Source organism: Eubacterium oxidoreducens (assembly GCF_900104415.1).
GTDB classification, from domain to species: domain Bacteria; phylum Bacillota; class Clostridia; order Lachnospirales; family Lachnospiraceae; genus Eubacterium_C; species Eubacterium_C oxidoreducens.
In genome coordinates, this window is sequence record NZ_FMXR01000009.1 from 115402 (window position 1) to 129705 (window position 14304).

A 14304-nucleotide genomic window follows, 5' to 3' on the forward strand; every position below is an offset into this window, starting at 1 on the left:
ATGCCAAAACGCCGTTATCATTCAACTTATCTCATTATTTATAAGATCTGATTACATCATTCCCATTCCAGCTCCAGCGCCTGCCGGCATTGCTGGTTCCGGTTCTTTAATAGTTGCAACAACTGATTCTGTTGTAAGAAGTGTAGCAGCTACAGATGTTGCATTCTGAAGAGCTGATCGTGTTACTTTAACAGGATCAAGAATTCCTTCTGATACCATATCTACATATTCTTCTTTTGCTGCATTAAAGCCAAATCCCGGCTTAGACTCGCGCACTTTATTGATAATTACAGAGCCTTCAAGGCCGGCATTTGCACTAATATAGAAAAGTGGTGCTTCAAGTGCTTTTAAGATAACCTTGGCTCCTGTCTTCTCATCACCTTCAAGTCCTTCTGCAAGTTTCGCAACTTCCTTAGATGCATGAATATAAGCAGATCCACCACCTGCAATGATTCCTTCTTCAACAGCTGCCTTTGTAGCTGCAAGAGCATCTTCAAGACGAAGTTTGCTTTCTTTCATCTCAGCTTCTGTTGCTGCTCCTACACGGATTACAGCTACACCACCTGCAAGTTTAGCAAGTCTTTCCTGAAGTTTTTCACGATCAAAATCAGAAGTTGTTGTTTCAATTTCAGAACGAATCAGATTAATTCTATTTTCAATCGCATCTTTTGATCCTTCACCATCTACAATGATTGTGTTTTCCTTCTGGATCTTTGCAGATTTACACTGACCAAGCTGATCAATGGTTGTTTCCTTCAGTTCCATACCAAGTTCTGAAGAAATAACCTGACCACCTGTTAAGATTGCAATATCTTCAAGCATTGCTTTTCTTCTGTCACCATATCCAGGTGCCTTAACACCAACTACGGTAAATGTGCCACGAAGCTTGTTCAAGATTAATGTTGTTAGCGCATCTCCATCAATATCTTCTGCAATAATTAACAGCTGCTTTCCAGACTGTGCAATTGGCTCAAGAAGTGGAAGAATTTCCTGAATAGAAGAAATCTTCTTATCTGTAATAAGCACATATGGATTTTCAAGATTCGCTTCCATCTTCTCCATATCCGTTGACATGTAAGCTGAAATATATCCGCGATCAAACTGCATACCTTCTACCACATCAAGTTCTGTCTGCATGGTCTTAGACTCTTCGATTGTGATAACACCGTCTTTGGAAACTTTTTCCATAGCATCTGCTACCAGATTACCAACAGTTTCATCACCTGCTGAAATAGCAGCAACTTTGGCAATATGATTTTTACCGTCAACCTTCTGGCTCATCTTAGCGATTGCTTCAACTGCAGCATCTGTAGCCTTTTTCATACCTCGTCTCATAACGATTGGATTGGCGCCTGCTGCAAGGTTCTTCATACCTTCCTTAATCATTGCCTGTGCAAGAACTGTTGCTGTTGTTGTTCCATCTCCGGCTACATCATTTGTCTTGGTTGCTGCTTCTTTTACAAGCTGTGCTCCCATATTTTCAAATGTATCTTCAAGTTCAATTTCTTTTGCGATTGTGACACCGTCATTTGTAATAAGTGGTGTTCCATATGTCTTATCAAGTACAACATTTCTTCCTTTTGGTCCTAATGTTACGCGTACTGTATCTGCAAGTTTATCAACGCCGGCTTCTAATGCTGCACGTGCGTCTGCTCCGTATTTGATTTCCTTTGCCATGATTATTACCTTCCTTTTCTATCAATTATTCTACAATAGCCAGAATATCTGACTGCTTTACGATAATATATTCTTCTCCATCAAGCTTTACTTCTGTTCCTGCATATTTTGAATAAATGACATTCTGTCCTTCTTTTACCTGCATAGTTACTTCTTTTCCATCAATTACTCCGCCAGGTCCCACTGCAACAACTTCTGCCTGCTGTGGTTTTTCCTGTGCTGCAGTAGCAAGGATGATGCCACCTTTTGTAACTTCCTCAGCTTCAAGCTGCTTTAATACTACTCTGTCTCCTAATGGTGTTAATTTCATGAGTATAATTCCTCCTTCGCCTCTTTATTTTATTAGCACTCATTTAATTCGAGTGCTAACCAACTAGGCTTATAATAGTTTTTTCTATATCAATCCGCAACTTTATTTATTCTCATTTACGCCCGTCATTCTACATGTTTACTTCTTTTTTCTCTCATTTTCTCCAAATATCTCATTTTTTCATTTTATCAAGATAGCAGTCCATAGTGCTTCATCGCATTAAATACACCATCTTCATGAATATCTGTCGTTACATATTCTGCAATTTTTTTAATCTCTTCCACACCATTTCCCATGGCAATCGAATGACCTGCATAAGTAAGCATTTCCCGGTCGTTAATGCTATCACCAATTGCGTATACCTGATTCACATCCAATCCAAGTTCTGAGACAACTGCCTGCATACCGGTTGCTTTTGTGTATCCATGCGGAACAAGCTCCGCTACCTGATAAGCATGTCTTAGAATCTGAAAATGTTTTCCCATTTCTTCTAATATGGAGTCATCCGATCTTTCATCAAATGTAACGATCATCTTATTAATCTTCCACGCATCCTCATTGCCTATGATCGCAATCATTCTTGGTCCAAGTTGCTTTTTCAAAAACTCATAATATTGATTTCCCCGAAGAAGAAAATCGTCGACAAGAATCTTTTCTCTGCCTTCCCATAAAGACCCGACGTAATTGTTATGACACAGTTCATAATAATGCGCAAGATCATTGTGAGGCAAATGATAATTGACTAGTTTTTTTCCAAACACCTCCACATCGGTTCCGCATCCTGCCACAATCCCATCAAATCCAAGCCCCAAAATCTCCGGATTAAAAATATACCCCCGGCTTCTTCCGGAGCAAAGAAATGTATAATGACCTGCTTTTCTTAATTTCTTGAATGCTTCTTTTGTAGATGCTTCGATTCTCATATTCCGATCTAGAAGCGTTCCATCTATATCAAAAAATATTGCTTTTTTATCCATTTGGGCCTCCTTTGCGTATCTTCTTTTTTATCCTTTGTAAAGCGTTGTCTATCGACTTTGGACTCTTATCCAAAACCTTTGCCATCGCCTGATAATCCAATCCTTCCAGATATAGATTCATTACTTTTTGTTCAAGCGGGCTAAGGTCTTTTTGTATTCGTCTTTTAAAATCTTCCCAAAATTCCCGATTAAGTACAAATTGCTCCGGATTCGAACGTGTTACATCTTCCGTATAATCGATTGTAATTTCCTGTTCATTATCATCATCTAGGGATACATAGGAATTAAGTGGCCCATGTTTCTTCCTGTTTGATGCTTCAATCGCATGATATAGTTGTCTGGATATACATAAATCCGCAAATGTAAAAAAAGAGGCATCCTTATCATCCTGAAAATCCTTGACTGCCTTAAACAGCCCAATCATTCCCTCCTGAATCAGATCCTCTGTTTCTCCACCAATCAGATATAACGCTTTACAACGTTTTAATACGAGCGGCTTATATTTATCCATGAGATAATCCATGATTTCTCCTTCGCCGCTTCGCATCTTCCTAATCAGCTGTTCATCTGTATAATTCGTATAGCTTTCCTTTGCCATCTTGTTCTCCTATTTAGCTGACAATCTCTGGCGCACAATCTCATAAGCCAAAACACCGGTTGCCACAGATGCATTCAAGGAATCAATCTGCCCTTTCATTGGAATTGCAGCCACCATATCACACTGTTCTTTTACCAGCTTGCTGACGCCTTCGCCTTCATTTCCAATGACCAGACCAATTGCCCCTGTCAGATTCAAATCATACATAGTTGTACCATCCATATCTGCGCATACGAACCACATTCCTTGCTCCTTGAGCTGTTTTATTGTCTGTGCCATGTTCGTGACTTTCGCCACCGGTGTATAGGCAAGCGCACCTGCAGAAGTTCTTGCAACTGTTGCCGTAAGTCCAACTGCGCGTCTTTTTGGTATCACAACTCCATGCGCTCCGGCCTGATTGGCAGTTCGAATGATTGCGCCTAGATTATGCGGATCTTCAATTCCGTCCAACAAGATTATAAACGGAGCTTCCCCGGCATCTTTTGCCTTTTCTAGGATATCCTTTATCTGAACGTATTCATAAGCCGCTGCCATGGCAATCACACCCTGATGGTGACCGGTCTGTGACAGCTGATCCAAACGCTGCTTTGTTACAAATTGCAAGATAGCATCCGTCTTTTTTGCGTCACGAATAATGGTACGAATTGCTCCATCCATACATCCATCAAGCACATAAATCTTATCGATTGGTGTGCCCGCTTTCAATGCTTCTTGTACAGCATTTCTTCCTTCTAACCGTGTCTCATTTTCGTTCATAAAAAGTTCCTACTTTCCGTAATATTCCAACCCCTTTCGGGTAAGTTCTATTGCCCTTTCAAGTTGACCTGTAAGATAAAGATATCCCATTAATGTTTCTAGCCCGGTCGCCCGTCTATAATCAATTACAGACGCATTCTTAGCCGTCGTCTTCGACTTTGCATTTCTTCCGCGGCGATAATAACTTTCTTCTTCTTCTGTGAGAAGTGTTTCTAGACATTCCATCATTTTTGATTGTGCCGTTGCTTTTACAAAATGTGCCGAATGTCCATGTAACATGGAAGGCTTTGTATTCCCCTCTCCAACAATGACGGTTCTAACTATCAGATCAAAAACGCCGTCTCCGATAAAAGCAAGTGTCAGCGGAGAATAACTCCTGATATCCTGTTTTTCGAGTGCAAATTGTTTCCGAATAAACTCGTTTAAGCCCTGCTCCATTTTACTCCTTCTCTGGTGTCTTTTAGCGCAATTCCTTTTGCCAAAAGTTCGTCTCTGATTTCATCTGCCCTTGCAAAATTCTTTTCTTTTCTCGCTTGCTGTCGTTCTTCTATCAGACGTTCAATCTCTTCGTCTAAGATTTCTGCCTTCTTTTCCGTAATGATTCCCATTACCTCACACAAAGTATTCAAACAATCAGAAAGATTCTGTGCAAATTGCTTAGAAGAAGACTCATTTACATTTGTATTAGCGAATTTAACAAGTTCAAATATTGCAGAAACTGCATCCGCCGTATTCGCATCATCTTCCATTGCTTCTTCAAATTTATGAACAAACTGCTTGGATTGTTCTGCGAGTTGTTCTTCTTCTTGTGACATTTCTTCCACCGAAGCATGTACAATTCGATCTTTCAGATATTCTGCCGCAGTCAAGATACGTTCAAGAGAATTCTTTGCCGACTCCATCAGCTCATCCGAGAAGTTTAACGGACTTCTGTAATGTGCACTAAGCATAAAAAAGCGAAGCACTTGCAGGTCATAACGCTGCGCAATATCTCTAACCGTAAAGAAATTGCCGGCTGATTTTGACATTTTCTTATTATCTATATTTAAAAATCCATTATGCATCCAATACCTTGCAAAGGTAACTCCATTTGCAGCTTCTGACTGTGCAATTTCATTTTCATGATGCGGGAAGATGAGATCTTCACCACCGGCATGAATATCAATTTCATCGCCAAGGTATTTCTTCGCCATTACCGAACACTCAATATGCCATCCCGGTCTTCCGTCGCACCACGGTGATGTCCAATACGGTTCTCCGTCCTTTTTTGGCTTCCAAAGAACAAAATCCGTTGCATCTTCCTTCTCTTCTCCGGTCACCTTGATATTTCTGTGTCCAGCCTGCAAATCTTCCAGATTCTTATGGGACAATTTGCCATAATCTTTAAACTTATTTGTCCGATAATACACAGTTCCATCGCTTACGGTATATGCATAACCCTTCTCAATTAATGTCTTAATCATTTCGATCATGCCATCCATTTCCTTTGTTGCGAGTGGATGTGTCGTTGCCTCTCTTACATTCAACGCTTTCATATCATCTTGACATTCCCGAATAAATCTTTGTGCTACTTCCTGCGCAGTGGTTCCTTCTTCGATTGCCTTTTTTATAATTTTGTCATCAACATCGGTAAAATTCGAAACATAATTTACTTCATATCCCTTATATTCCAAATATCGGCGAAATGTATCAAAAATAATCATCGGTCTGGCATTTCCGATATGAATATAGTTATAAACCGTCGGACCACATACATACATGCGCACTTTTCCCGGTTCAACTGTCTTAAGTTCTTCTTTTTGTCTTGTCATTGTATTATAGATTCTCATAAACAAGCGCTCTCCCTTGAAAGTTCTATTTGCATTTCTCTTAAGGCTTCTCCATCAAGACCTTCAAGTTTCTTTTGGACAAGCTCAAATTCTTCTTCATCAATATCTGCATGATCGAGGCATTTAAAGATTGTCTTTAACGATGCTTCAATATCAATAATATGATTCACCATCTCGCTGTTTTCATGCTGCAAAAGCATAATATCTTCTTTTACCGGATCCGGAAGATTGGTTTGATCCATATCTTCTTGCGGGCAACACTGATTCCGCCTTCGAACAATTCGTCCCGGCACACCTACAACCGTACAATTTGGCGGAACTTCATTGATCACTACAGACCCTGCTCCAATCTTGGAGTTATCTCCAACCTTAAAGGAACCAATTATCTTAGCGCCTGCCGAAACCATAACATTGTTCCCCAATGTCGGATGTCGCTTTCCGGTCTCTTTTCCCGTACCCCCAAGCGTAACACCTTGATATAAAGTACAGTTATCTCCAATAATAGCTGTTTCTCCGATAATAACTCCACTTCCATGGTCAATAAAAAAGCCCTTTCCGATGGTTGCACCCGGATGAATCTCAATTCCGGTCTTACGGGCTGCCCTTTGCGAAATCAATCTGGCTCTAAAAAAATGCCCCTTCAGATAATGCTTATGTGCCTTTCGATAACTATGCATCACCTTAAACGTAGGATATAGCATAACTTCCCAGATTGACTTGATAGCCGGGTCTCTCTGTTTAATTACCTCATATTCTTCTCGTAATTCTTTAAAGTAACCCACTTTTTATTCTTCCTCGATTTCTTTTTCTAACAAACATACCGCCTGTGCGGCAATTCCTTCCATATTACCGGTAAATCCAAGACCTTCTTCTGTTGTCGCCTTAACATTTACCCTTTCCATACCAATCTGCAAATCCTCTGCAATATTTTCTCTCATTGCTTCAATATGTGGACGCATCTTTGGTGCTTGCGCTATAATTGTACAATCAATATTGACAACATCATAGCCTTCTATTTCAAGCATGCTGCGTACTTTCTGCAAAAGCATTCTGCTAGATGCCCCTTTATATTGTGGATCCGAGTCTGGAAAATGCAGACCGATATCCCCTAATGCTGCCGCTCCAAGAAGCGCATCCATTATCGCATGCAATAAAACATCCGCATCCGAATGTCCAAGAAGCCCCATCTCATAATCAATCTTTACACCACCAATTATGAGTTCGGTATCTTTTGCAAATCTATGTACATCATAACCGGTTCCGATTCTCATAGACTCCTCCTGACTCTTTCTACAAAAGAATTCCAACTATATATAACACAAGCAGGCAAAGCGTAATCACCATTCCCGCTATTGTACCTACCTTCGGAATAAATTTAAAAACATCTTTTTGACGCATTCCCTGCATGCCTATAACCACGCCTGCAATGCTCAAAAGAAGTGCTCCGACTCCTCTGCTCCCCAGATAGGTATCGGCATCTCCGCTTGCTGAAACAGACAATCCAAGAGCCGATAAGAAAACAACAACTGCAGCTATGTCAAGTGCGATTGCTCCATAGCCCCAAAAGCTTTCCTTTTTTGTCGTAAATTTTAACTTTTCTTTTCTATGATGCCGTCTTTGTCTTTCCGCCATTTTTCACCCTGCCTAAATATTTTTTATATGTTCTGTCGCCTATATGACGGACAATCGCAAATATGATATATCCAATCACAACACCTATTGTATTTAATAGTATATCGTCTACATCAAAGCTTCCCACCTTGGTAAACAATTGGATGCTTTCCACTATCAGACTAAACAAAAATCCTTCCAAAAGTACCTTTGGAAAAAATACATTCTTCTTTGGAAACATGGAAGGAACCAAAAAGCCAAACGGAACGAACGCACCAATATTTCCAATAAGATTGATAAATACAGCACCATATCCAATCTGTTCACGATAATTCCAGTACAACATGATTTCCTTAAACAAAGTCAGATTATACTGGTATTCCTCACTCGCAAAATTCCTGCCAAATGACTCTGCAAAAAACAAAAAGTAAAACAACACTATCAGATAGGTGAGAAACAAAAGCGAACAGACAACCTTTTGTAAACTGCGCTTTTTTCTTCTACTCATCGTAATTATCCCTTATTTTGCACCATACTGTTCATAATATGCATCAATTGCCTTCTTGATCTTATCATCAATGACAACCTTACCTCGAATTTCTTTATTATAAAGCGTCTCAACTACTTCTTCCATCGTAACAATAGCTTTCGCTTCAAATCCATATTTTTCATGAATCTCATCAAGCGCAGACATCTTACCGCCAAGTCCAACTTCCATGCGGTTAAGCGAAACCATAAGTCCCTTGATTTCAACATCTCCTTGTGCTTTTATAATTGGAAATGTCTCCTCGATAGATTTTCCTGAGGTTGTCACATCTTCAATAATCACAACTCTGTCTTTATCCTGAATCTTACTTCCAAGCAAGATTCCGGTATCTCCATGATCTTTGATTTCTTTTCGGTTTGAACAATAACGAATTTCCTTGCCATAGAGCTTAGCATATGCAATTACAGTTGTAACCGAAAGCGGTATTCCCTTATAAGCCGGTCCAAACAGCACATCAAAATCATCGCCAAAATTTTCATGAATTGCCGTTGCATAATATTCTCCAAGTTTCATAAGCTGTGTACCGGTCACATAAGCGCCCGCATTCATAAAAAACGGCGACTTTCTGCCGCTTTTCAACGTGAAATCTCCAAATTTCAGCACGTCACTTTCTACCATAAAGTCTATAAATTCACTCTTGTACTGTTCCATCTATCTATTCCTCCATTAAGGCTAAATCTTCTTTATTAAACCACTTAAGTCTACACCATACAGCAGCGTTTTTCAACGACGTCTTAGTGTACTGCTCCGATAATGTTGTTAATATCCTCGATTCCATGACGCTTCATATAAGCTGTCATTCCTTCAAGAATGTCAAGCGTTGCGGTCGGATTAGCAAAATTGGCAGTTCCTACTGCCACCATGGTTGCCCCGGCAAGCATCAGCTCCAGCGCATCCTCAGCATCCATCACACCACCCATACCAATAATTGGTATGTCAACTGCCTGTGCCACTTCATATACCATTCGTACTGCAACCGGATGTACTGCCGGTCCCGACATTCCTCCGGTCTTATTGGCAATTGCAAAGGTCTGTCTTTCCACATCAATCTTCATACCGGTCAGTGTATTTATCAAGGATACTCCGTCTGCACCTCCTGCCTGAGCTGCCTTGGCAATTTCCTTAATATCTGTCACATTTGGCGTTAATTTCATGATAACAGGCTGTTTTGCAATCTTTTTAATTGCACTGGTAATCTGCTCGACTCCCTTTGGATTGGTTCCAAAGGATAAGCCGCCTTCTTTTACATTTGGACAGGATATATTAATTTCCAAAAGATCTACCGGCTGATCTTGCAGTTTCTCCACAACCGTCAGATATTCTTCTTGCGCATGACCACATACATTTACAATGATTCGCGTATCAAATTGTTTTAAGAAAGGAATATCTCGCTCTATAAAAACATCAATTCCCGGATTTTGAAGTCCAATGGCATTTAACATGCCCCCCTTTACCTCTGCTATTCGCGGTGTCGGATTTCCCGGCCAGGCAACATCTGCCACACCTTTTGTGGTTACTGCGCCAATTTTATTCAAATCGACAAATTCACCATATTCACTGCCTGATCCAAATGTTCCCGAGCAGGTCGTAATCGGATTTTGAAAGGTTACTCCGGCAATCGTTACACTTGTATTCATTAGATTTCTACCTCCTCAGCATCAAACACAGGTCCTTCGGTACATATTCTGGCATTGTGCACCTTAGAATGTTCGTCTACATGCTTTGTCTTACAGACACATCCAAGACAGGCTCCGATTCCACAAGCCATCTTCTCTTCTAAGGAGATGTAGCATTTCATCTGATGCTTCGCTGCAAATTCTTTTAATGCACGCAGCATCGGCATTGGTCCACATGCATAGATGACATCACCCTTTATCTGTTCACTTGTGATAGCATCTATGACATTGCCTTTCGTTCCGGCACTTCCATCTTCTGTCGCAACAATAAGAGGAAGATATTGTTCAAATTCTTCTTTCAAAAACAATTCCTGATTTCGGTATCCCATTACCGCTACTTTTTCACCTTTTATATGCTTTGCAAATTCCAGCATAGGCGGAACTCCGATTCCTCCTCCTACTAAAATTGCTTTTCCGCCTTCATCCGAAAATCCATTACCAAGCGGGCCAAGAATTACCACCTCATCTCCCTCTTTCATCTGTGAAAATTCCTCTGTGCCAAATCCCACTTTACGATATACAATACGTAACTTTCCTTCTTGCGCAGCAATCTCGCACAAACTAATCGGACGCGGCAAGATATGTGCCTCATCTGCACAATACAGAGAAATAAACTGTCCCGGTCTGGCTACACTTGCCACTTCCGGACAAGAAAGCCACATACTATACACATCCGTTGCAATCATTTCTTGTGAAATTACTTTTGCACATTCTTTCTTTTTATCACTCATGTTCTACTCACCTTTATTTTGCATTTTCTAAAGCGCCTGAAATATCTGCAATCATATCCTGTACAGCCTGACGTGAGGCCTCTTCAAAATGTTCTTCTCCAAACTGTGCATACTTATCCTGCTTATAGGCCGCAATGATTCCTCTTGAAGAATTAACAATGGCACCAAGGCCATCCTCATTAAAATAATCAACAAGATCTGCACCTTTCCCTCCTTGTGCTCCATATCCAGGCACAAGAATAAAGCTCTTAGGCATAGCTTTTCTAAGCGCACGACCGATTTCTGGATAAGTAGCTCCTACTACAGCTCCTATCTCAGAATATCCTTGTTCCATCAGTTCACTTCCCCACTCAACAACTTTTTCGGCTACCAATTCGTATAACGCTTTTCCGTCAATTAAGCGATCTTGAAATTCACCGGAAGAAGGATTCGATGTCTTTACCAAAATAAATAAGCCCTTATTTTCTTCCTGACATATTTTGACAAATGGTTTAACCCCATCACTTCCCAAATATGGATTTACCGTTACAAAGTCCTCATCAAATCCGGAAAATGTCTGATTACCAATCTTCACTTTTCCCAAATGACCAATTGCATATGCTTCGGAAGTCGAACCTATGTCCCCTCGTTTAATATCTCCAATTACAATAAGACCTTTTTCATGACAATATTCTACCGTCTTTTGAAAGACCTTAAGACCTTCGATACCGAGTGTCTCGTACATTGCGATTTGCGGTTTTACCGCTGGTATCAAATCATAAGTCGCATCCACGATTTTCTTATTGTACTCCCAGATTGCCTGCGCCGCACCCGTAAGGTTCTCTCCAAACTCATCAAATGCCGCCTTTTGAATGTGCTTTGGAACGTATTCTAGTTTCGGATCTAAGCCGACAACAATCGGTGCTCCTGTTTTTTTGATTCCATCTATTAATCTTCCTATCATCATTATTCTCCTTCGCTCTTATTGCTCAAATACTACTTCACCATTGAAAATGGTTGCCTTTACACGTCCATATAACGTCTCTCCATCAAACGGTGTGTTGCGTCCCTTTGAATAAAACTCGTTCGAATCTACCGTCCAATTTTCCTTTGGATTAAAAAGAACCAGATCTGCTATCTTACCTTCTTGTACACTTCCTCTGTCAAGACCGATAATCTTCGCTGGATTCAGACTCATCTTCTCTGCCATCTGGCATATATCAATCACATTTTCTTTTACAAGTTTTGTATAAGTAAGCGCAGCCGCAGTCTCAAGTCCCACAATTCCAAATGGAGCCTTCTTCATACTTGCATTTTTTTCATCTACGCTGTGCGGTGCATGATCTGTCGCAATTACCTCAATCGTACCATCTGCAATACCTTTTATTAATGCCTTTTGATCTTCTTTTGATCGAAGCGGTGGATTCATCTTATACCTTGCATCATCTGCCGGAATGTCATCTTCACATAGTGCAAAATGATGCGGGCATACTTCTCCGGTCACCTGTGCACCTCTTGCCTTCGCCCATGCCAGCATATCCACACTAAGTGCTGTAGATACGTGACACAGATGCAGTCTGACTCCAATTTCTGCCGCCATAATCATATCTCTTGCCGCAATAACATCTTCAACAGATCCCGTGATTCCTGCAAGTCCGAGTTTTTGGGATTGTTTTCCTTCATGCACAACACCTCCGCGCACCAGATTAATATCTTCGCAATGCGCAAACACCGGAATTCCCATCCGCTTGGCCTCTAACATGCCTTCATAATATAGACCGGAATTCATCACGCTCTTACCGTCCTCACTGATTGCCGGTGCTCCTTCTTTCACCATTCCCTCAATATCGGCGAGTTTCTCACCCTTTTGTCCCTTGGTTACGGCTCCTATCTGTAGCACTCGAATCGGTGAAAGTGCTTTTGCTTTGTTATTTACATACTTCACAACATCCACCTGATCGGCAACCGGCTTTGTATTGGGCATTGCCAAAATTGTAGTATAACCACCTGCCGCTGCTGCCTTCGAACCGGTCTCAATAGTTTCTTTATACTCTAATCCCGGATCTCTAAGATGCACATGCAAATCAATGAATCCCGGCATCAGATAACTGCCTTTGGCATCTATTACTCTTTCTGCATCTTTTGTTATATTCTTTGAAATCTCTTTAATCGTTTCTCCGTCAATCAGCACATCTGCATCAACAACTGTCTTTGATGCCGGATCTACAACTATTGCATTTTTAATTAATAATGTCATTTGGATTTCCTTTCTCCTTTTGCTTATGGTTATTTTAACATAGGTATTTTTCTCTAGCAACGAAGCCTGCCAAAAGACTCTCCGATGATTGCGGAGAGCCTTTCTTAATCACATATACCTAATTGACCTGCCAATGCTTGAGAGACATACGCCTTTATTAAGATTCCTTCTGCAACATATTCTTCTTCTAACAGTTCTCCATTCTTACGAATCTGAGCGACTTTACTGCCCTCATCATAGGAAAATACATGTTCAATATATTGCTTATCTTCCCGAAGCAATTGCTCAATCGTTTCAAAAAGCGTATCTATTCCCTGACCCTTCAATATCGTGGTCTTAATCGCCTTCTCTGCTCGAAAATCACGAAGTGCTTCTTCATCTTTCACAAGATCTTGTTTATTAAAAAGTGTAATAATCGGTTTGTCCTTTACTCCCAAGCGATCGAGCGTCTCATAAACAATATGCATCTGCTTATCGCGCTGCGGATTTGAAGCATCAATTACATGAATCAAAATATCTGCATATTTTGCTTCCTCCAAGGTGCTTTTAAATGCCTCTATCAAATGATGTGGTAATTTTCTTATAAATCCAACGGTATCTGTCAACAAAACTTCCTGTTTATTTGGAAGAGATAATTTTCTCGTCGTTGCGTCAAGCGTTGCAAATAACTTATCTTCCTGAAGTACCCCGGCATCCGTCAGATAGTTCAGCAGAGTAGACTTGCCGGCATTTGTATAACCGACAATGGCAATTACCGGAAGATGCGAGTGTTCCCTTGCGCTTCGCGCAACTTCTCTATGCTGCTGCATTTCTTTCAATTCTCTAGAAAGCTGTGCCACTCTATTTTTTATCACTCGTCTGTCAACTTCAAGTTTTGTTTCTCCCGGACCTCTCGTTCCGATTCCACCACCAAGTCTTGACATGGACTTTCCAAATCCTGCAAGCCTTGTCATAGAATATTTAAGCTGCGCCAATTCCACCTGCAGCTTTCCTTCTGATGTCCGCGCTCTGGCTGCAAAGATATCCAATATCACCAAAGTTCGATCCATAACCTTACAATCCAGTTCATCTTCCAGATTCTTCATCTGCGCCGGTGATAATTCATCATCACAGACAATTCCATCTGCATGATAAAAAAGCAGACTTTCTCTTATTTCTTCAATTTTTCCTTTTCCAACATACGTCCCGGGATGAATATTCTCACGATTTTGTATGATACTGCATACCACCTCGGCTCCGGCCGTCTTACATAGCAATTCCAATTCCTTCATAGAATCTTGTGTATCATCGCCATCTTTCATACTGACCCCGACCAAAACAAGACGTTCTGTGATTGTCTGCATTTGTTCTGTCATT

General features: G+C 40.7%; 17 protein-coding genes. All 17 read right to left on the reverse strand.

Translation table 11 applies throughout. The features are described 5' to 3' along the window. Nucleotides 1-51: 51 nt before the first annotated feature. Nucleotides 52-1677: a chaperonin GroEL gene (gene groL / locus BLS20_RS06780; protein WP_090173570.1), complete on the reverse strand. Its 1626-nt coding sequence runs from the start codon at nucleotides 1675-1677 to the stop codon at nucleotides 52-54. A gap of 25 nt (nucleotides 1678-1702) precedes the next feature. Beyond that, the gene (gene groES / locus BLS20_RS06785; protein ID WP_090173573.1) at nucleotides 1703-1987 is read right to left on the reverse strand and encodes a co-chaperone GroES; all 285 of its coding nucleotides are present in this window, start codon (nucleotides 1985-1987) and stop codon (nucleotides 1703-1705) included. A 188-nt stretch (nucleotides 1988-2175) separates the two neighbouring features. After that, entirely contained in the window at nucleotides 2176-2964 is a 789-nt protein-coding gene (locus tag BLS20_RS06790) for a Cof-type HAD-IIB family hydrolase (RefSeq protein ID WP_090173575.1), read from the reverse strand. Continuing rightward, nucleotides 2957-3562, reverse strand: coding sequence for a sigma-70 family RNA polymerase sigma factor (locus BLS20_RS06795; RefSeq protein WP_090173577.1), 606 nt, complete (start codon nucleotides 3560-3562; stop codon nucleotides 2957-2959). Before BLS20_RS06795 ends, BLS20_RS06790 begins: the two co-directional genes overlap by 8 nt. 9 nt (nucleotides 3563-3571) lie before the next feature. Continuing rightward, nucleotides 3572-4318, reverse strand: a complete 747-nt coding sequence (rlmB, locus tag BLS20_RS06800; protein WP_090173579.1) for a 23S rRNA (guanosine(2251)-2'-O)-methyltransferase RlmB — start codon at nucleotides 4316-4318, stop codon at nucleotides 3572-3574. A 9-nt stretch (nucleotides 4319-4327) separates the two neighbouring features. Beyond that, nucleotides 4328-4756, reverse strand: coding sequence for a Mini-ribonuclease 3 (locus BLS20_RS06805; protein ID WP_090173581.1), 429 nt, complete (start codon nucleotides 4754-4756; stop codon nucleotides 4328-4330). Beyond that, entirely contained in the window at nucleotides 4741-6147 is a 1407-nt protein-coding gene (gene cysS / locus BLS20_RS06810; protein WP_090173584.1) for a cysteine--tRNA ligase, read from the reverse strand. Before cysS ends, BLS20_RS06805 begins: the two co-directional genes overlap by 16 nt. Continuing rightward, nucleotides 6144-6929 carry a serine O-acetyltransferase EpsC gene (epsC, locus tag BLS20_RS06815; protein ID WP_143010237.1) on the reverse strand — a complete coding sequence of 262 codons (786 nt, stop codon included), beginning with the start codon at nucleotides 6927-6929 and terminating at the stop codon, nucleotides 6144-6146. The genes cysS and epsC overlap by 4 nt, the downstream gene beginning before the upstream one ends. 3 nt (nucleotides 6930-6932) lie before the next feature. Then, nucleotides 6933-7418 carry a 2-C-methyl-D-erythritol 2,4-cyclodiphosphate synthase gene (gene ispF, locus BLS20_RS06820; protein WP_090173587.1) on the reverse strand — a complete coding sequence of 162 codons (486 nt, stop codon included), beginning with the start codon at nucleotides 7416-7418 and terminating at the stop codon, nucleotides 6933-6935. Between the two features lie 19 nt (nucleotides 7419-7437). After that, a complete protein-coding gene (locus BLS20_RS06825) occupies nucleotides 7438-7779 on the reverse strand; it encodes a DUF6142 family protein (protein ID WP_090173599.1) in 342 nt (113 codons plus the stop codon). Next, nucleotides 7751-8266 (reverse strand): VanZ family protein, encoded by a 516-nt coding sequence (locus tag BLS20_RS06830; protein WP_090173601.1) that lies wholly within the window; start codon nucleotides 8264-8266, stop codon nucleotides 7751-7753. Before BLS20_RS06830 ends, BLS20_RS06825 begins: the two co-directional genes overlap by 29 nt. A gap of 12 nt (nucleotides 8267-8278) precedes the next feature. Continuing rightward, the gene (gene pyrE, locus BLS20_RS06835) at nucleotides 8279-8956 is read right to left on the reverse strand and encodes an orotate phosphoribosyltransferase (protein ID WP_090173603.1); all 678 of its coding nucleotides are present in this window, start codon (nucleotides 8954-8956) and stop codon (nucleotides 8279-8281) included. Nucleotides 8957-9039: 83 nt separating this feature from the next. Continuing rightward, a complete protein-coding gene (locus BLS20_RS06840; protein WP_090173606.1) occupies nucleotides 9040-9942 on the reverse strand; it encodes a dihydroorotate dehydrogenase in 903 nt (300 codons plus the stop codon). Then, nucleotides 9942-10712: a dihydroorotate dehydrogenase electron transfer subunit gene (locus BLS20_RS06845; protein ID WP_090173608.1), complete on the reverse strand. Its 771-nt coding sequence runs from the start codon at nucleotides 10710-10712 to the stop codon at nucleotides 9942-9944. Before BLS20_RS06845 ends, BLS20_RS06840 begins: the two co-directional genes overlap by 1 nt. Before the next feature lie 13 nt (nucleotides 10713-10725). Beyond that, the gene (pyrF, locus tag BLS20_RS06850; RefSeq protein ID WP_090173610.1) at nucleotides 10726-11655 is read right to left on the reverse strand and encodes an orotidine-5'-phosphate decarboxylase; all 930 of its coding nucleotides are present in this window, start codon (nucleotides 11653-11655) and stop codon (nucleotides 10726-10728) included. An 18-nt stretch (nucleotides 11656-11673) separates the two neighbouring features. Continuing rightward, nucleotides 11674-12948: a dihydroorotase gene (locus BLS20_RS06855; protein WP_090173611.1), complete on the reverse strand. Its 1275-nt coding sequence runs from the start codon at nucleotides 12946-12948 to the stop codon at nucleotides 11674-11676. Nucleotides 12949-13052: 104 nt separating this feature from the next. Next, nucleotides 13053-14303 (reverse strand): GTPase HflX, encoded by a 1251-nt coding sequence (hflX, locus tag BLS20_RS06860; protein ID WP_090173612.1) that lies wholly within the window; start codon nucleotides 14301-14303, stop codon nucleotides 13053-13055. Nucleotide 14304 lies beyond the last annotated feature (1 nt).